The organism is Mycolicibacterium helvum (genome assembly GCF_010731895.1).
GTDB classification, from domain to species: Bacteria; Actinomycetota; Actinomycetes; order Mycobacteriales; family Mycobacteriaceae; genus Mycobacterium; species Mycobacterium helvum.
In genome coordinates, this window is the sequence record NZ_AP022596.1 from 4,778,075 (window position 1) to 4,794,080 (window position 16,006).

The 16,006-nt window shown below is 66.3% G+C and carries 17 protein-coding genes; 12 read left to right on the top strand and 5 right to left on the bottom strand.

Translation table 11 applies throughout. From position 1 onward, the window contains the following. The first annotated feature begins 3 nt into the window (after positions 1–3). Genes G6N38_RS22415 through truB form a run of 3 tightly spaced genes read left to right on the top strand, consistent with a single transcriptional unit; the run spans position 4 to position 2,497 of the window. Positions 4–939: an ACP phosphodiesterase PptH gene (locus tag G6N38_RS22415; protein ID WP_163750193.1), complete on the top strand. Its 936-nt coding sequence runs from the start codon at positions 4–6 to the stop codon at positions 937–939. Continuing rightward, positions 936–1,604, top strand: a complete 669-nt coding sequence (pptT, locus tag G6N38_RS22420; protein WP_163750194.1) for a 4'-phosphopantetheinyl transferase PptT — start codon at positions 936–938, stop codon at positions 1,602–1,604. Before G6N38_RS22415 ends, pptT begins: the two co-directional genes overlap by 4 nt. A gap of 47 nt (positions 1,605–1,651) precedes the next feature. Beyond that, positions 1,652–2,497, top strand: coding sequence for a tRNA pseudouridine(55) synthase TruB (truB, locus tag G6N38_RS22425; RefSeq protein WP_246228086.1), 846 nt, complete (start codon positions 1,652–1,654; stop codon positions 2,495–2,497). Here the strand turns inward: truB and mntR are convergent. Beyond that, positions 2,494–3,216: a manganese-binding transcriptional regulator MntR gene (gene mntR, locus G6N38_RS22430; RefSeq protein ID WP_163750196.1), complete on the bottom strand. Its 723-nt coding sequence runs from the start codon at positions 3,214–3,216 to the stop codon at positions 2,494–2,496. The genes truB and mntR overlap by 4 nt on opposite strands. A 62-nt stretch (positions 3,217–3,278) precedes the next feature. Here mntR and G6N38_RS22435 point away from each other — a divergent pair, with 62 nt between their 5' ends. Further along, the gene (locus G6N38_RS22435; RefSeq protein WP_163750197.1) at positions 3,279–4,256 is read left to right on the top strand and encodes a bifunctional riboflavin kinase/FAD synthetase; all 978 of its coding nucleotides are present in this window, start codon (positions 3,279–3,281) and stop codon (positions 4,254–4,256) included. Between the two features lie 8 nt (positions 4,257–4,264). Here G6N38_RS22435 and G6N38_RS22440 read toward each other — a convergent pair whose 3' ends face one another. After that, the gene (locus G6N38_RS22440) at positions 4,265–4,750 is read right to left on the bottom strand and encodes an SRPBCC family protein (RefSeq protein ID WP_163750198.1); all 486 of its coding nucleotides are present in this window, start codon (positions 4,748–4,750) and stop codon (positions 4,265–4,267) included. 13 nt (positions 4,751–4,763) lie between these two features. Further along, complete coding sequence (locus tag G6N38_RS22445; protein ID WP_163750199.1) at positions 4,764–5,105, bottom strand: ArsR/SmtB family transcription factor; 342 nt, start codon at positions 5,103–5,105, stop codon at positions 4,764–4,766. A gap of 167 nt (positions 5,106–5,272) precedes the next feature. On the opposite strand from G6N38_RS22445, the gene rpsO reads away from it, so the two are divergent. From rpsO to G6N38_RS22480, 7 genes are all read left to right on the top strand, one after another. Then, the gene (gene rpsO, locus G6N38_RS22450) at positions 5,273–5,542 is read left to right on the top strand and encodes a 30S ribosomal protein S15 (protein WP_149437669.1); all 270 of its coding nucleotides are present in this window, start codon (positions 5,273–5,275) and stop codon (positions 5,540–5,542) included. Between the two features lie 300 nt (positions 5,543–5,842). After that, on the top strand, positions 5,843–8,089 hold the full coding sequence (locus tag G6N38_RS22455) for a polyribonucleotide nucleotidyltransferase (RefSeq protein ID WP_163750200.1): 2,247 nt from the start codon (positions 5,843–5,845) through the stop codon (positions 8,087–8,089). Then, positions 8,067–9,449, top strand: coding sequence for a M16 family metallopeptidase (locus G6N38_RS22460; RefSeq protein WP_407662797.1), 1,383 nt, complete (start codon positions 8,067–8,069; stop codon positions 9,447–9,449). Before G6N38_RS22455 ends, G6N38_RS22460 begins: the two co-directional genes overlap by 23 nt. Before the next feature lie 2 nt (positions 9,450–9,451). Beyond that, entirely contained in the window at positions 9,452–10,477 is a 1,026-nt protein-coding gene (locus G6N38_RS22465) for a nitronate monooxygenase (protein ID WP_163750201.1), read from the top strand. Next, positions 10,474–11,388 (top strand): class A beta-lactamase, encoded by a 915-nt coding sequence (gene bla, locus G6N38_RS22470; RefSeq protein WP_163750202.1) that lies wholly within the window; start codon positions 10,474–10,476, stop codon positions 11,386–11,388. The genes G6N38_RS22465 and bla overlap by 4 nt, the downstream gene beginning before the upstream one ends. Before the next feature lie 11 nt (positions 11,389–11,399). Continuing rightward, entirely contained in the window at positions 11,400–11,789 is a 390-nt protein-coding gene (locus tag G6N38_RS22475) for a YchJ family protein (protein ID WP_163750203.1), read from the top strand. Between the two features lie 68 nt (positions 11,790–11,857). Then, positions 11,858–12,664 carry a VOC family protein gene (locus G6N38_RS22480; RefSeq protein WP_163750204.1) on the top strand — a complete coding sequence of 269 codons (807 nt, stop codon included), beginning with the start codon at positions 11,858–11,860 and terminating at the stop codon, positions 12,662–12,664. 75 nt (positions 12,665–12,739) lie between these two features. On the opposite strand, the gene ald is transcribed toward G6N38_RS22480, so the two are convergent. Further along, positions 12,740–13,867: an alanine dehydrogenase gene (gene ald / locus G6N38_RS22485; RefSeq protein WP_163750205.1), complete on the bottom strand. Its 1,128-nt coding sequence runs from the start codon at positions 13,865–13,867 to the stop codon at positions 12,740–12,742. A 94-nt stretch (positions 13,868–13,961) separates the two neighbouring features. On the opposite strand from ald, the gene aldR reads away from it, so the two are divergent. Beyond that, positions 13,962–14,477 (top strand): HTH-type transcriptional regulator AldR, encoded by a 516-nt coding sequence (aldR, locus tag G6N38_RS22490; RefSeq protein WP_163750206.1) that lies wholly within the window; start codon positions 13,962–13,964, stop codon positions 14,475–14,477. A gap of 61 nt (positions 14,478–14,538) precedes the next feature. Here the strand turns inward: aldR and G6N38_RS22495 are convergent, their stop codons facing one another. Next, entirely contained in the window at positions 14,539–15,903 is a 1,365-nt protein-coding gene (locus G6N38_RS22495; RefSeq protein WP_163750207.1) for an HNH endonuclease signature motif containing protein, read from the bottom strand. Positions 15,904–16,006 lie beyond the last annotated feature (103 nt).

The window sequence follows — 16,006 nt, forward strand, 5'->3', positions numbered from 1 at the left end:
GTTGTGGCACCTACGCTTTGGGCGATCAGTGACCTGCACACGGGTCACGCCGGCAATAAGCCGGTCACCGAATCGCTCTACCCATCGTCGCCGGAGGACTGGCTGATCGTTGCCGGCGACGTCGCCGAGCGCACCGACGACATCCGCTGGTCGCTGGATCTGCTGCGTCGCCGTTTCGCCAAGGTGATCTGGGTGCCTGGCAACCACGAGCTGTGGACCACCGGTAAGGACCCGGCCCAGGTGTTCGGCCGCGCCCGCTACGACTACCTGGTCGACATGTGCGACGAGATGGGCATCGTCACCCCCGAGCATCCCTTCCCGCTGTGGACCGGGCAGGGCGGGCCGGCGACCATCGTGCCGATGTTCCTGCTCTACGACTACACGTTCCTGCCGGCCGGTGCGACCACCAAGGCCGAGGGTCTGGCGATCGCCAGGGAACGCAATATTGTGGCGACTGACGAGTTCCTGCTGTCCAGTGAGCCGTACGCCACCCGCGATGCGTGGTGCCGGGATCGGCTGTCGCACACCAGGGCCCGGCTCGAGGAACTCGACTGGATGACGCCGACGGTGCTGGTGAACCATTTTCCGTTGCGCCGTGAACCCTGCGATGTGCTGTTCTTCCCGGAGTTCTCGCTGTGGTGCGGGACGACTGCGACCGCCGACTGGCACACCCGCTACAACGCGCTCTGCTCGGTCTACGGGCACCTGCATATTCCCCGGACCACCTGGTATGACGGGGTGCGCTTCGAGGAGGTGTCCGTTGGCTATCCGCGAGAGTGGCGGCGCCGCAAGCCTTATCGGTGGTTGCGCCAGATCCTGCCGGACCCGCAGTACGCGCCGGGCTATCTCAACGATTTCGGCGGGCACTTTGTCATCACCCAAGAGATGAAAGAGCAGTCGGAGAAGTTGCGCGAGCGACTGCGCAGTCGACGCGAATGAGCGAGCTCATGGCCGCGGTGCTGCCGAAAATCGCCGACCTGGTCTACGCCGAGGCATTCGAGGATCCGCCGGGTCTGACTCCGCTGCCGGAGGAAGAGCCGCTGATCGCGAAATCGGTGGACAAGCGACGCAACGAGTTCATCACCGTCCGGCACTGCGCACGCCTGGCACTGCAGCAACTGGGTTTGCCGCCGGTGCCGATCCTCAAGGGCGAGACGGGCGAACCGTGCTGGCCCGACGGGGTGGTGGGCAGCCTCACCCACACGCAGGGATATCGCGGCGCGGTGGTCGGCCGCAGCGCGAGCGTCCGTTCGGTGGGCATCGACGCCGAGCCGCACGGCGTGTTGCCGGACGGGGTGCTGAACGCGATCAGCCTGCCCGCCGAGCGGTATGAGATCTCCGGCCTGCCCGGTGGGCTGCACTGGGACCGGATCCTGTTCTGCGCCAAGGAAGCAACCTACAAGGCGTGGTTCCCGCTGGCGCAGCGCTGGTTGGGTTTCGAAGACGCCCACATCACCTTCGATGTCGACGCGTCCGGGGTCGCCGGAACGTTCGTGTCGCGGATCCTGATCGACCCGGCCGCCCGTTTCGGCCCGCCGCTGAATGAGCTGGCTGGCCGCTGGTCGGTGGGCGCTGGGCTGGCGCTGACGGCGATTGTGCTGTGAGCGCGCCACCACTGCCGGGCATCGTCGTCGTGGACAAACCGGCGGGTATGACGAGCCATGATGTGGTCGGCCGCTGCCGGCGGATCTTCGGCACCCGCAAGGTCGGCCACGCGGGCACGCTGGATCCGATGGCTACCGGCGTATTGGTCGTCGGCATCGAGCGGGCTACCAAGATCCTCGGCCTGCTGACGGCCACGTCGAAGTCGTACGCGGCGACCATCCGGCTGGGTCGATCTACCTCCACCGAGGACGCTGAAGGCGAAGTGCTGCAGGATATTTCCGCTGAACAGGTGGCTGACGAGCAGATTCAGGCAGGGATCGCGAAGCTGCGCGGTGAGATCGCGCAGCGGCCGTCGTCGGTCAGCGCAGTCAAAATCGACGGCAAGCGGGCCTACCAGTTGGTGCGCGAAGGCCAGGATGTGCAGTTGGCCGCGCGCTCGGTTCGCATCGACCGATTCGATGTGTGCGCTATCCGGCGCGACGGGCCCTTCATCGATGTGGATGTCGAGGTGGACTGCTCGTCGGGCACCTATATCCGGGCGCTGGCGCGCGATCTCGGTGACGGACTCGGCGTCGGGGGGCACCTGACCGCATTGCGCCGTACCCGGGTCGGCGGCTACGGGCTCGACCATGCCCGGTCGTTGGACGAACTCGCCGAACATCCGCGACTCAGTTACTCCCTCGACGAGGCATGCCTGCTGGCGTTCTCGCGCCGCGACATCACCTGCGCTGAAGCCGAGGACGCCAGCCACGGCCGGCCCCTGACCGCGGCAGGGATCGACGGTCTCTATGCCGCGACCGATCCCGACGGACGGGTCATCGCGCTCCTGGAGGACAAGGGCGGCCGGACCAAATCCGTGGTGGTGATCCGCCCCGCGACTCTCGGCTCCTAGCCGACGACCCAGATCGCCTGGGCCGCAGGGCTGCCCAGTTCGACGGTGTTTGCTGCGCCATCGGATGACTCGACCGACACGGAGATCACACCGGCGAAGTCGCGCCGGGCGAGCACTCGAAGGCGGGAGTCCAGGCTGATGCCAACGGTGTCGAAATACCGCAGCATCTCGGGGTCGGCGTCGGAAATCCGTGCCACCGTGCCGAGTTCACCGTCGACACAGGCTGATAGCTGGCGGGCGGGGGGAGTGGGGACCAGCCCGTCGGCGGACGGGATGGGATCGCCATGGGGGTCGCGCGTCGGATGGCCAAGCTTGGCGTCGATGCGATCGAGCATCATGTCGCTGATCGCGTGCTCGAGGATCTCGGCCTCGTCGTGTACTTCGTCCCAGCTGTAGCCGAGTTCGCGCATCAGGAAGGTCTCCAGCAGGCGGTGCCGGCGGACCACCGCAAGCGCGGCGTGGCGGCCCCGTTCGGTCAGCGTCACCGCGCCGTACTTCTCGTGGTCCACTAGGCCCTGATCGGCGAGCCTGCGGATTGATTCCGAGGCGGTGCTGGCCGATACCCCGATGCGCTCGGCCAGCAGCTTGGTGCTCACCTTCTCCTGCGACCACTCCTGGGCGCTCCAGATGGTTTTGAGGTAGTCCTGGGCGACCGTCGTCAGGTCGTGGACCCCTTGGTTGGGGCTGCCGTCAGGACTCACATCCAAAAGTTTAGGCATTCATCACCTGATCTGGAGATCTAGCGTGTCTCGCCGCGCCAGCGCGCCGTAGGCTTGCCGACGTGGAGCGGTGGCGCGGACAGGACGAGATCCCCTCGGACTGGGGCCGATGTGTGGTGACCATCGGCGTATTCGACGGTGTGCATCGAGGGCACGCCGAACTGATCGCTCGCGCCGTGAAGGCGGGCCGGACGCGTGGTGTGCCGGTGGTGCTGATGACGTTCGACCCACATCCGATGGAAGTGGTGTTCCCGGGGAGCCACCCGGCGCAGCTGACGACGCTGGCTCGGCGTGCTGAACTGGCCGAGGAGCTGGGTATCGACGTCTTTCTGGTCGTGCCCTTCACCACCGATTTCATGAAGCTCACGCCGGACCGCTACATCCACGAACTGCTGGTGGAGCGGCTGCACGTGGTTGAGGTGATCGTCGGCGACAACTTCACCTTCGGCAAAAAGGCGGCCGGCAACGTCGGCACGCTGCGGAAGGCCGGTGACCGGTTCGGCTTCGCCGTCGAGAGCATGTCGCTGGTCGCCGAACACCATCAGAGCGAGACGGTCACCTTCTCGTCGACTTACATCCGCTCCTGTGTCGATGCCGGGGACGTGGTGACCGCGGCCGAGGCGCTGGGTCGGCCGCACCGTGTCGAAGGCGTCGTGGTGCGGGGCGACGGACGTGGACGAGGGCTGGGCTTCCCGACCGCCAACGTCGCTCCGCCGATGTACTCCGCGATCCCGGCCGACGGCGTCTACGCCGCGTGGTTCACCGTGCTGGGCCACGGGCCGGTTACCGGCTCGGTGGTCCCGGGGGAGCGGTATCAGGCTGCGGTCTCGGTCGGCACCAATCCGACGTTCTCCGGGCGCACTCGCACGGTGGAGGCTTTCGTCCTGGACACCGCCGCCGACCTCTATGGCCAACACGTCGCGGTGGACTTCGTCGCCCGGCTGCGCGGCCAGCTCAGATTCGATTCGGTGCACGACCTGGTCGAGGCGATGGGCAAGGACACCGAGAAGGCCCGCGCGATCCTGTCCGCGCAGGACTGAGGCGAGAGTCAGGACGCGATCAGGTCGTCGATCTGGTTGATCGCCGACGTGGAGCCCTCCACCACACCCATGTCCAGCACCTGCTGAAGGCCTTCGGCGGTGGCGAACTTGGCGACGTAAACCGCGCGGGTGCCGCCGCCCAGCTCGGTGAAGGTGTAGGTGTTCTCCGAGACCGGCATGTCGGGGTTCGGGTTCAAATCGGCGTCGGCGAAGCCGTCGAGGAAGGCAAAGCTCGTCGGCTCGTCGACGGCCGTGATGTCCCAATATCCGGCGTGCTTGTCGCCCTCGGGGCCGGTCATGAAATACGTGGTGCGACTCCCGGGCGTGAGGCTGTGATCGACCACGGTGGCCGGGTACGTCGGCGGTCCCCACACCTTCTCCAGTTGCCGCGGGTCGGCGTAGATCTGCCAGATGCGCTGCACCGGAGCGGCGAACTCGGCGGTGATGGTCAGGGTCAGGTTCTCGATGTCGTGCGCGACGTCGGTCACGGGCATTGTTCAGTACTCCTTAGATTTCCGACTTCTTCTCGGTTGCGATGAGTGCGTCGATACGGGCGATGCGACTCCGCCAAAGGAGTTCCAGCTCGCTGAGCATGGCGGCCACCGACCGCACGGCCGTCACCTCGCCGCAGGCCAACTGCTCGCGACCATTGCGTCGCTTGGTGATCAGGCCGGCTTTTTCCAGCACGGCCACATGCTTCTGCACGGCGGCGAAGCTCATGTCGTAGTTGGTCGCCAGGGCGGAAACCGAGTGCTCGCCGGTCAGTGCCCGGCGCATGATGTCGCGCCTGGTCCGGTCGGCGAGCGCATGGAACAGGGCGTCCGTTCGATCCTCCTGGTCTACGGTCACCGATTCAACATACAACCATTCGGTTGTATGTTGTCAAGGGGTTGACCTGTCGCGATTTCGATTCACGGCCTACCCGCTGCTAAAGTGGCCACCCTGGCGTGCGCTGCAGTCCGCGGTGGCCACGTGCGTGATTTTGTACGCGGTACCGATGTGATGGAGATGTTTTCGTGGCGCTGACCGCCGAGCAGAAAAAAGAAATCCTGGGCCAGTACGGTCTGCACGAGACCGACACCGGTTCTCCCGAGGCGCAGGTGGCGATGCTGACCAAGCGCATCTCCGACCTCACCGAGCACCTCAAGCAGCATAAGCACGATCACCACTCGCGGCGTGGGTTGCTGTTGCTGGTCGGCCGTCGCCGCCGGCTGCTCAAGTACGTCGCTGACCTCGATGTCGCGCGCTACCGCTCGCTGATCGAGCGGCTGGGTCTGCGCCGCTGAGCGGCCCAACCCGCCGTGTAACATAGGGGCCGTTGTGAGCCGTTTTCCGGCTCGAACATCGGGTGCGGTTCATGCATATCCGCGTGTCCCGTTCCTGCGTGTCATAGCGAAGCTTCCCTGCGCGGGCGGTCTTCGGTAGTGGCTGCCGGGCCCCAAAGAACTGGGGAGAGCCCGGCCGCTTCGATCGACGGCCGTAGCCGCATCCAGGCCCAAGCCTCGTAGTGCTCAGGGCTACCTGAGTTCACCTGTGACGACGCGAAACAGTTGAACAGTGAACTCAGAAAGGCTGAACGGGCATCTATGTCTGTAGCTGAAATCGACGAAGGCGTCTTCGAATCGACCGCCGTCATTGACAACGGGAGCTTCGGCACCCGCACCATCCGTTTCGAGACCGGCCGGCTCGCCCAGCAAGCCGCTGGAGCCGTCGTCGCCTACCTCGACGACGAGACCATGCTGCTGAGCGCGACGACCGCCAGCAAGTCCCCCAAAGATCATTTCGACTTCTTCCCGTTGACCATCGACGTCGAGGAGCGGATGTACGCCGCCGGGCGCATCCCCGGATCGTTCTTCCGCAGGGAAGGCCGTCCCTCCACGGATGCGATCCTGACCTGTCGTCTGATCGACCGTCCGCTGCGCCCGACCTTCATCTCGGGTCTGCGCAACGAGATCCAGGTCGTTGTGACGATCCTGAGCCTGGATCCCAAGGATCTGTACGACGTGCTGGCGATCAACGCCGCGTCGGCCTCCACCCAGATTTCCGGTCTGCCGTTCTCCGGCCCGGTCGGCGGCGTGCGCGTCGCCCTGATCGATGGCCAGTGGGTTGCCTTCCCGACCGTCGAGCAGCTTGAGCGCGCGGTGTTCGACATGGTCGTCGCGGGTCGTAAGGCCGGTGACGACGTTGCGATCATGATGGTCGAGGCCGAGGCCACCGACAATGTCATCGAGCTCATCGCCGGCGGTGCCGGTGCACCGACCGAGGCCGTGGTGGCCGAGGGACTCGAGGCGGCCAAGCCGTTCATCGCCGCGCTGTGCGATGCGCAGAAGGCATTGGCGGACAAGGCGGCCAAGCCGGTCGCCGACTACCCGCTGTTCCCCGATTACCAGGACGACGTGTATGCGGCCGTCGCTCACACGGCCGGCGATTCGCTGGCGCAGGCGCTCACCATCGCCGGTAAGCACGAGCGCGACGAGCGCACCGATGAGATCAAGAACGAGGTCCTCGGAGAGCTCGGCGAGACGTTCGCCGGGCGCGAGAAGGAGATCGGCGCAGCCTACCGCTCGCTGACCAAGAAGCTTGTGCGCCAGCGCATCCTGACCGATCACTTCCGCATCGACGGCCGCGGCGTCACCGACATCCGTGCCCTCTCGGCCGAGGTCGCGATCATCCCGCGGGCACACGGCAGCGCACTGTTCGAGCGGGGCGAAACCCAGATCATGGGTGTCACCACGTTGGACATGGTCAAGATGGCCCAGCAGATCGACTCGCTGGGACCGGAAACCTCCAAGCGCTACATGCACCACTACAACTTCCCGCCGTATTCGACCGGTGAAACCGGTCGCGTCGGCTCGCCCAAGCGCCGCGAGATCGGCCACGGTGCACTCGCCGAGCGTGCGCTGATGCCGGTGCTGCCGAGTGTCGAGGAATTCCCGTACGCGATCCGTCAGGTGTCGGAAGCGTTGAGCTCCAACGGTTCCACCTCGATGGGCTCGGTGTGCGCGTCCACCCTGTCGCTGCTGAACGCCGGTGTGCCGCTGAAGGCCCCGGTCGCCGGTATCGCGATGGGCCTGGTGTCCGACGATGTCGATGGCGAGCGTCGCTTCGTCACGCTGACCGATATCCTCGGCGCCGAGGATGCCTTCGGCGACATGGACTTCAAGTGCGCCGGCACCAAGGAATTCGTCACCGCACTCCAGCTGGACACCAAGCTGGACGGGATTCCCTCCCAGGTCCTGGCAGGCGCTCTTGCTCAAGCCAAGGATGCGCGCCTGACCATCCTCGAGGTGATGGCCGAAGCCATCGACGCTCCGGACGAGATGAGCCCGTACGCCCCGCGCGTCACCGCCATCAAGATCCCGATCGACAAGATCGGCGAGGTCATCGGGCCCAAGGGCAAGATGATCAATGCGATCACGGAGGAGACCGGCGCATCGATCTCGATCGAGGACGACGGCACGGTGTTCGTCGGTGCCACCGACGGCCCGTCGGCTCAGGCGGCGATCGACCGGATCAACGCGATCGCCAACCCGCAGCTGCCCAAGGTCGGCGAGCGGTTCCTCGGAACAGTGGTGAAAACCACTGACTTTGGAGCTTTCGTTTCCCTATTGCCCGGTCGTGACGGCCTGGTGCACATCTCGAAGCTGGGCCGCGGCAAGCGGATCAACAAGGTCGAGGATGTCGTGAAGGTCGGCGACAAGCTCCGGGTGGAGATCGCAGACATCGACAACCGCGGCAAGATCTCGCTGGTGCTGGTGGACGAAGATGGGGCAGGCGCGTCCGAAGAAGCACCGGCTCCTGTTGATGCCGATGCCGCGACCGCCGACGCCTAAGTCCGGCGGCCAGGAGCGCAGCGACTCGGGGTTGGGTTCTGCACTTCGCCGCGGCCGGCGCCTCGACACTGAGGCGCCGGTTGCGGTGCGGCGCACCGTACTTCCCGGCGGCCTGCGCGTCGTTACCGAGTTCGTGCCGTCGGTACGCTCGGCCTCGGTCGGTGTCTGGGTCGATGTCGGTTCGCGCGACGAAGGTCCGACAGTCGCCGGCGCCGCGCACTTCCTGGAACACCTGCTGTTCAAGGCGACTCCGACCCGTACGGCTGTGGAGATCGCGCAGTCGGTCGATGCCGTCGGTGGTGAGCTGAACGCGTTCACCGCCAAGGAACACACCTGCTACTACGCCCACGTTTTGGACGACGACCTGGAGTTGGCCGTCGATCTGGTCGCCGACGTGGTGCTGAACGGTGTGTGCGCGTCGCGCGATGTTGAGCTCGAGCGTGACGTCGTCCTCGAAGAGATCGCGATGCGCGACGACGACCCCGAAGATGCGCTCGGAGACGTCTTTCTGACAGCCATGTTCGGCGACCACCCCGTCGGACGGCCGGTGATCGGCAGCGTCGACTCGGTGTCCGGGATGACCCGCTCGCAGCTGCATTCCTTCCACGTCCGCCGCTATACCCCGGAGCGGATGGTGGTGGCGGTGGCCGGCAACATCGACCACAACGAAGTGCTTCGGCTGGTGCGCAAGCACTTCGCCGGCCGCCTGGTGAAGGGCCGCACGCCGCAGCCGCCGCGCAAAGGTACCGGCCGGCTGGCCGGCCAGCCCAGTCTGGCGCTGATCAACCGGGACGCCGAGCAAACCCACCTATCGCTGGGCGTGCGGGTGCCTGGTCGGCACTGGCCGCATCGTTGGGCCCTGTCAGTGCTCAACACCGCATTGGGCGGTGGCCTGAGTTCGCGCCTTTTCCAACAGATTCGGGAAAGCCGAGGCCTGGCCTACTCGGTGTTCTCGTCGGTTGACACGTTCTCCGACACCGGGGCATTGTCGGTGTATGCGGCCTGCCTGCCGGAGCGCTTCGACGAGGTGGTGCGGTTGACCACCCAAGTTCTCGACGATGTCGCGCGCGACGGCATCACCGAATCGGAATGCCGGATCGCCAAGGGATCGATCCGCGGCGGTTTGGTGCTCGGACTGGAGGATTCCGCGTCGCGGATGCATCGGCTGGGCCGCAGCGAGCTCAACTACGGCGAATACCGCAGCATCTCCACCACACTGCAGCGCATCGACGATGTGACCCTGGACGAGGTCAACGCCATCGCCCGTCAGGTGCTGACCAAGCCCTTCGGTGCCGCCATCCTCGGTCCGTACAAGTCAAAACGCGCACTGCCACAGCCACTTCGGACAATCAGGAGCTAGCCGTGAGGATCAGCCTGCAGGATTTGGCCGTACCTATTCTGGGTGCACCAATGGCAGGCGGTCCGAGTACGCCCGCCCTCGCGGCGGCGGTGTCGAACGCCGGCGGTCTGGGATTTGTGGCGGCCGGCTATCTGAGTGCGGATCAATTCGCCGATGCGATCGTCGGTGCCCGGTCGTTGACCTCGGCGCCGATCGGTGTGAATATCTTTGTGCCACAGCCGTCTGCGGCAACCCCCGGCGAGCTCGACCGCTACCGCGACCTGCTGGCCCCGCTGGCCGAACACTATGGCGCCGAGGTCGGGCACCCCAAGCCCGACGACGACGCGTGGCAGGCCAAACTCGATGTGGTCGCCGATATTGCGCCCGAGGTGGCATCGTTCACCTTCGGGTGCCCGGCCGCGGAAGTTCTTGGCCGCCTGCGTGACCGCGGCGTGCTGACTGCAGTGACCGTGACGAACCTGGACGAAGCGGCGGTTGCGGTGGCCTCCGGTGTGGACGCTCTGGTGGTGCAGGGGCCCGAAGCCGGCGGGCACCGCGGCACATTCGATCCCGTCGCTCGGCCCGGTGACGAACCTCTTGACGGGTTGCTGGCCGCTATTCTCGCGGCCTATGACCTGCCGGTGATTGCGGCGGGTGGGCTGGCCGGCGGGGCGGATGTGCGACGGGTGCTGGACGGGGGAGCCGTCGCGGCGCAGGCCGGCACCGCGTTCCTGCTGTGCGACGAGGCAGGCACCAACGGCACCCACCGGGCAGCGCTGACCGACGAGAATTTCACCGAAACCGTGGTGACGCGGGCATTTTCGGGTCGCTACGCGCGGGGCCTGGCCAACGGGTTCACCGCGCGCTATGACGATGTGGCGCCGCTGGGGTATCCGGAGGTCAATCAGATGACCGGTCCGCTGCGCCGGGCCGCGGTCGCCGCCGGTGACCCGAACGGAACCAATCTGTGGGCGGGCACATCGTGGCGTCGCACAAGCCGGGGCAGCGCAGCCGACATCGTGGCGGCATTGGCTGCGGACGCTGGATGAGCCTGTCCCGCCGACGCGTTCTGTTCACCGGCACCGCGCTGACCGTCCTCGCGGCCTGCGGCACCAAGCCCTCACCAACCCATCCGACACTCAGCGACCCGGCCGAACCGTTGCCGCCCGTCGAGCAGCGCATCGCCGATCTGGAGAAGCGGCACAACGCATTCGTGGGGCTGTACGGCCAGAACCTGGCCTCGACGGTCTCGTTGGCGCACCGCGACGGCGACCCCTTCGCGATGTGCTCTACGTTCAAGGCCTACCTGTCGGCCCGAGTACTGCAGAAGGCTCAGGTGGGGGAGCTGCGGCTCACCGACACCGTCGCGGTCGATCCCGACCTGTTGCGGCCCAATTCCCCGCGCACTGAGCCGAATGTCGGCAAGCCGATGGCACTTTCGGATCTGTGTGCCGCCGCCCTGCAGGTCAGCGACAACACCGCGGCCAACCTCCTGCTGCGGGTCATCGGCGGACCGCCGGCCATCACCGCGTTCGCCCGGTCCATCGGAGACGAGCGCACCCGGCTGGATCGCTGGGAAACCGAACTGAATTCGGCCCTCCCGGGCGATCCGCGTGACACCAGTACGCCACGGGCACTGGGCGGCGGCACCCTGACCGTGCTCACCGGCTCGGTGCTTGACGAGCCGCATCGCAAGCAGCTCGAGGACTGGATGCGCGCCAACACCACGTCGAGCATGAGGGCGGGCCTGCCGACGGGCTGGACCACCGCGGACAAGACCGGATCCGGCGGCTTCGCCAGCACCAACGATGTCGGCATCGCGTTCGGACCCAACGGCGAACGCGTGCTTCTGGCGATCATGACCCGCACCCGATCCACGGACGCGAACGCGCCGGCCCTGCGTGACCTGATCGCGGAAGTGACCACGGTGGCATTGCCGGCGCTGCTCGGCCAGGGTTAGACGGTACGAGGATGCAACCGACCGATGCGTGCCCCTGCGGGTCTGGCGAGCTGCTTGGCCGGTGCTGTCTGGTGCTACACCGGGGCGAGCGCCAGGCCGGCACTGCCGAACAGCTGATGCGAGCCCGGTACAGCGCCTTTGCGCTCGGCGATCTCGACTACATCTGGCGGACTTGGCATCCGCGTACCCGGCCTGCCGAATTGACGCCGGATGGCGGGCTGACCTGGACCGGTCTGCAGATCGTCGACACCGTCGACGGCCGCTGCGAGGACCAGACCGGCGAGGTCGAGTTCCGTGCGCACTATCGGGAAGGGCCGCGACGTGGGACGCTGCATGAGCGGTCCCGGTTCGCTGTGCGAGCCCGACGCTGGTTTTACGTTGACGGCGAGCTATTCGACTGACCACCGCGATGAGTTTCCGTTCCCGCGAGAGTCAGTCTCGGGGACGACATCAGCCGAAAGGATTCATCGTGAGTGAGTACGCTGCCCCGATTGGGGCGCCCATCTGGTTCGACGTGATGAGCAGTGATCCCGCGCGCGCCGCGGAGTTCTATAACGAGATCTTCGGCTGGGAGGTCGAGGCACCGCCGCAGGCGGAGTTCGGGGGTTACCAGAACTTCACCCGCAACGGTAAGCGGGTCGCCGGGCTGGTTCCGCACATGGCCGAAGCCGGTCCGGCGAATATCTGGTCGGTGTACCTGCACTCCGGCGACGGCGAGGCCACCGTCGCGGCGGCGCAGGCCGCGGGCGCGACGGTGATGGTGCCACCGATGGCGGTGGGTGATCTGGGCTCGATGATGGTGGTCGTCGACCCGGCCGGCGCCGTTATTGGATTCTGGCAACCCGGCACCCACGCCGGATTCACCGAGTGGGGTGAGCACGGCACGCCGTACTGGTTCGAATGTCAGAGCAAGGACTACGACGCGTCACTGGCGTTTTACCGGGCCGTTCTCGGCGCCCGTATCGACGAGATCGGAACGGGCGGCGCCCCTGGTGCCGTCGGGCCCGAGCGGTACGGGCAGGTTTTCGTCGGGGAGAGCGCCTATTCGGGAATCATGGATGCCGCCAAGCTTTTCCCCGCCGAGGTGCCGTCGTTCTGGCAGGTGTACGTCACCGTCGACGATGTGGCCGCGACGGTGAAGCAGAGCGAGGCCCTGGGCGCTGAGATCCTGATGCCCGGCGAGGAGACCCCTTACGGCACCCTGGCGGCGATCAGGGATCCGCTGGGCGCGCTGATCTGCCTCGGGCACCCGCCGGCCGGTATGACGAGGCCCTGACACCAACGAACCGGGACGCTCATTGAGCTATCCCGGTCCGCTGTGTGCGGGTGAGCCGGTGGCTCACCTAGGTTTTCAGGACAGCAGGCCGGCCGGATCGGTGTAGGGCAGACCGAGGTCGTGGGCGACCTCTTGGTTGAGCAGCTGGCCCTGATGGGTCGACAGCCCCTTAGCCAGCGCCGGATCGGACAGGCAGGCGTCCTGCCAGCCCTTGTCGGCGAGCCTGACCACGTAGGGCATGGTGGCGTTGGTCAGTGCGTACGTCGAGGTCCGCGGGACCGCGCCCGGCATGTTGGCCACGCAGTAGAACACCGCGTCATGCACGTTGAACGTCGGGTCGTCGTGGGTGGTGGGCTTGGAATCCTCGAAGCAACCGCCCTGGTCGATGGCGATGTCCACCAGGACCGCACCCGGCTTCATCTGTGCCACAGTCGCATTGGTGACCAACTTGGGGGCCTTGGCGCCGGGCACCAGGACGGCGCCGATGACCAGGTCCGCCTGCTTGACGGCGTCCTCCAGATCGAGCTGTGAGGAGTAGCGGGTCTCGATCGCGCCGCCGTACTCGGCGTCGATCTTGCGCAGGATATTGATGTTGAGGTCGAACACGGTGACGTGTGCGCCCATACCCCAGGCGACGGCGGCCGCGTTGTCGCCGGCCATGCCGCCGCCGATCACCACGACCTTGGCCGGGGCGACGCCGGGAACACCGCCCATGAGAACGCCGCGACCACCCTGGGTGCGCATCAGGTGGTAGGCGCCGACCTGGGCGGAGAGCCGACCGGCGACCTCACTCATCGGGGCCAGGAGGGGAAGCGCGACAGATCCGTCCGGGCTGGAGGTCTGGACGGTCTCGTAGGCGATCGAGGTGGTGCCCGACGCCAGCAGGGCATCGGTGCAGGGGCGTGATGCGGCCAGGTGCAGATAGGTGAAAAGGGTCTGGCCCTTACGCATGCGCGAGTATTCGGGTTCGATGGGCTCCTTGACCTTCAGCAGCAGGTCGGCCTCGGCCCACACCTGGTCGGCGCCGTTGACCAGCTGCGCTCCGGCGGCCTTGAAGTCGGCGTCCTGGATGGCCGATCCTTCGCCGGCGCCGGCCTGAACCAGCACCTCGTGGCCGCGGCGGACGAGCTCGGAGACGCCGGCCGGGGTGATGGCGACGCGGTATTCGTTGTTCTTGATCTCGGTCGGGATGCCGACGCGCATGATCGCTCCTTGTTCTGGGATTGGCTAAGGAGAATTGTGAAGAAGTTTCGACGTGAAGGCAATCAAGACGACGAAGATTCGCTAAGATCCCACAATGTCTGAAGAATCGACGAAAATCTCTGTTCGTGCGGGCGGTGCGCCGAATGATGTTCGGACCGCCGAGTTCGACGAGGTCGACCGGCGGATTCTGGCGGCTTTGCACGCCGACGCGCGCATCTCCAACAGTGCGCTGGCGGACATCGTCGGCATCGCACCGTCCACCTGCCACGGACGGGTGCGCCGCCTGCAGGACGTTGGTGTGATCCGGGGTTTCTACACCGACATCGACCCCGCCGCGATCGGGTTGTCGCTGCAGGCGATGATCTCGGTGAGTCTGCAAGCCAACGCTCGCGGCCGGATCCGCAACTTCATCCAGCAGATCCGGTGCAAGCCACAGGTGATGGACGTCTACTTCCTGGCCGGCGCCGACGACTTCATCATCCACGTGGCTGCCCGCGACACCGACGATCTGCGATCGTTCGTAGTGGAGAACCTCAACGCGGACGGCGACGTGGCCGGCACGCAGACGTCGCTGATCTTCGAGCACCTGCGGGGTGCAGCGCCGCTCTAGGTGGTATCGCGAACTGCGGCCCGAAAAGGCGGCCCGTCGATGTGGTGGTCGAAGACTCGGGTTAGGCCGCGCCTGCGTCGTCGGATGGTGGGTCGCTGTCGTTGGCTAACAGTCTTTCGGGGTGGTGGTAGTCGTTGATGCCGCCTTTGAGCATGGGTAGTCCGGGTGGTGGGATCCACTCGGTTTGACCGTTGGGCAGTATTCGGGTGTCCCAGCCGCCGGTTTCGACGAGCTCGTTGTCGGGGTTGCAGGCCAGGGTGAGGTCGTTGATGTCGGTGGTGCCGCCGTTCTTCCAGTCTTGGGCGGCGTGATGGACCACGCTGTGATAGCCGGGGGCATCACAGCCCGGTCGAGTACACCCACGATCCCTGGCGTGCAGGATGATTCGTTGATCGGCGGTGGCGATGCGTTTGGTGCGGCCCAGCCACAACGCGCGCCCGTTGACCCCGTCGAAGAGGGCGAGGTAGTGGTAGGCGTGGGTGGCCATCCGAATCAGGTCAGGGATCGGGAGCAGGGTGCCGCCGGCGGTGACGGCGTGGCCGGTCTTGGCGTGCAGGTCTTGCAGGGTGGCGGTCGCGATCACGGTGACCGGTAACCCGTTGTGCTGACCGAGTTTCGGATCTCCCAACCGGGCGCGGACGAGTGCTGTGAGGGCATCGTGTTGGCGCTGGGCGTGACTGCGCGAATCCCGCACGGCAGCCCCGTCGGTGGGTGCACCGAACACGGTGGGGTTCTCGTCGTCGGGGTTGCACATCCCTGGGGCGGCGAATTTCGCGAACCAGGGTTCCATCTCGGCCTGCAACTCCGGGTCAGCGACCAGCTTGCCCTCCCGCATGCCGTCAGCGCGGCGCCGACCCCAGGTGAAGCCGCGCTGTCGTGCACGGTCTCTGTCGGAGAATATTCCGTCGGGGTTGAGCACCAGACTCAACTGGGTGGCCACCTTGGCCAACTGATCGGGGCGCAGGTTCACCGCATGCTCGGCCAACGACTTCTCGGCCAGTTCCACCTCAACCGGCGGCACATGGCTGGGCAACGCATGGACGAACTTCTGAATTACCTCGAGGTGTTCGCCATCGAGTTGCCCGGCCTGCCAGGCCTTCGCCGTCTCGGGCAGCACCGGCGGCAACAACTCACCGGTCAACGCCGTCCGCGGCGCCAACTGCTCGGCATCGCGGATCCGGCGTCGCGCCTCGGTCGGGCTGATCGGCAACACATCAGCCAACGCGATCCGCAGCGGCGGGCAGCCCTCGAACCGCTCCAACCGAGCCACCCCGGCATGAGACACCGCCCTCAGACGACGCTGGACCGTTTCCACCCGCTCCAAGACCGCAAACCGCTCCGGCGCAGGCACAATCTGGAAATCGACCGCGGCCAGCTCCCCGACAACCTCGTCGAGCGCATCCAGCAGACCAACGATCGAACCCATGCTCGAGACGCTACGCCGCGGCACCGACAAAAAATGATCTGAGTTGTCGGGCCAGCATGGTCACCTGCTGTTGCGGGCTGGAACGAAGACTGTCGAGCTTGGC

What these genes read in the sequence shown, in the direction of transcription:
- pptT (WP_163750194.1), top strand. Translation starts at nt 936, where the DNA reads ATGAGCGAGCTCATGGCCGCGGTGCTGCCGAAAATCGCCGACCTGGTC.
- truB (WP_246228086.1), top strand. Translation starts at nt 1,652, where the DNA reads ATGACGAGCCATGATGTGGTCGGCCGCTGCCGGCGGATCTTCGGCACC.
- mntR (WP_163750196.1), bottom strand. Translation starts at nt 3,216, where the DNA reads ATGCCTAAACTTTTGGATGTGAGTCCTGACGGCAGCCCCAACCAAGGG.
- G6N38_RS22440 (WP_163750198.1), bottom strand. Translation starts at nt 4,750, where the DNA reads ATGCCCGTGACCGACGTCGCGCACGACATCGAGAACCTGACCCTGACC.
- G6N38_RS22455 (WP_163750200.1), top strand. Translation starts at nt 5,843, where the DNA reads ATGTCTGTAGCTGAAATCGACGAAGGCGTCTTCGAATCGACCGCCGTC.
- G6N38_RS22460 (WP_407662797.1), top strand. Translation starts at nt 8,067, where the DNA reads ATGCCGCGACCGCCGACGCCTAAGTCCGGCGGCCAGGAGCGCAGCGAC.
- bla (WP_163750202.1), top strand. Translation starts at nt 10,474, where the DNA reads ATGAGCCTGTCCCGCCGACGCGTTCTGTTCACCGGCACCGCGCTGACC.
- G6N38_RS22475 (WP_163750203.1), top strand. Translation starts at nt 11,400, where the DNA reads ATGCAACCGACCGATGCGTGCCCCTGCGGGTCTGGCGAGCTGCTTGGC.
- ald (WP_163750205.1), bottom strand. Translation starts at nt 13,867, where the DNA reads ATGCGCGTCGGCATCCCGACCGAGATCAAGAACAACGAATACCGCGTC.
- aldR (WP_163750206.1), top strand. Translation starts at nt 13,962, where the DNA reads ATGTCTGAAGAATCGACGAAAATCTCTGTTCGTGCGGGCGGTGCGCCG.
- G6N38_RS22495 (WP_163750207.1), bottom strand. Translation starts at nt 15,903, where the DNA reads ATGGGTTCGATCGTTGGTCTGCTGGATGCGCTCGACGAGGTTGTCGGG.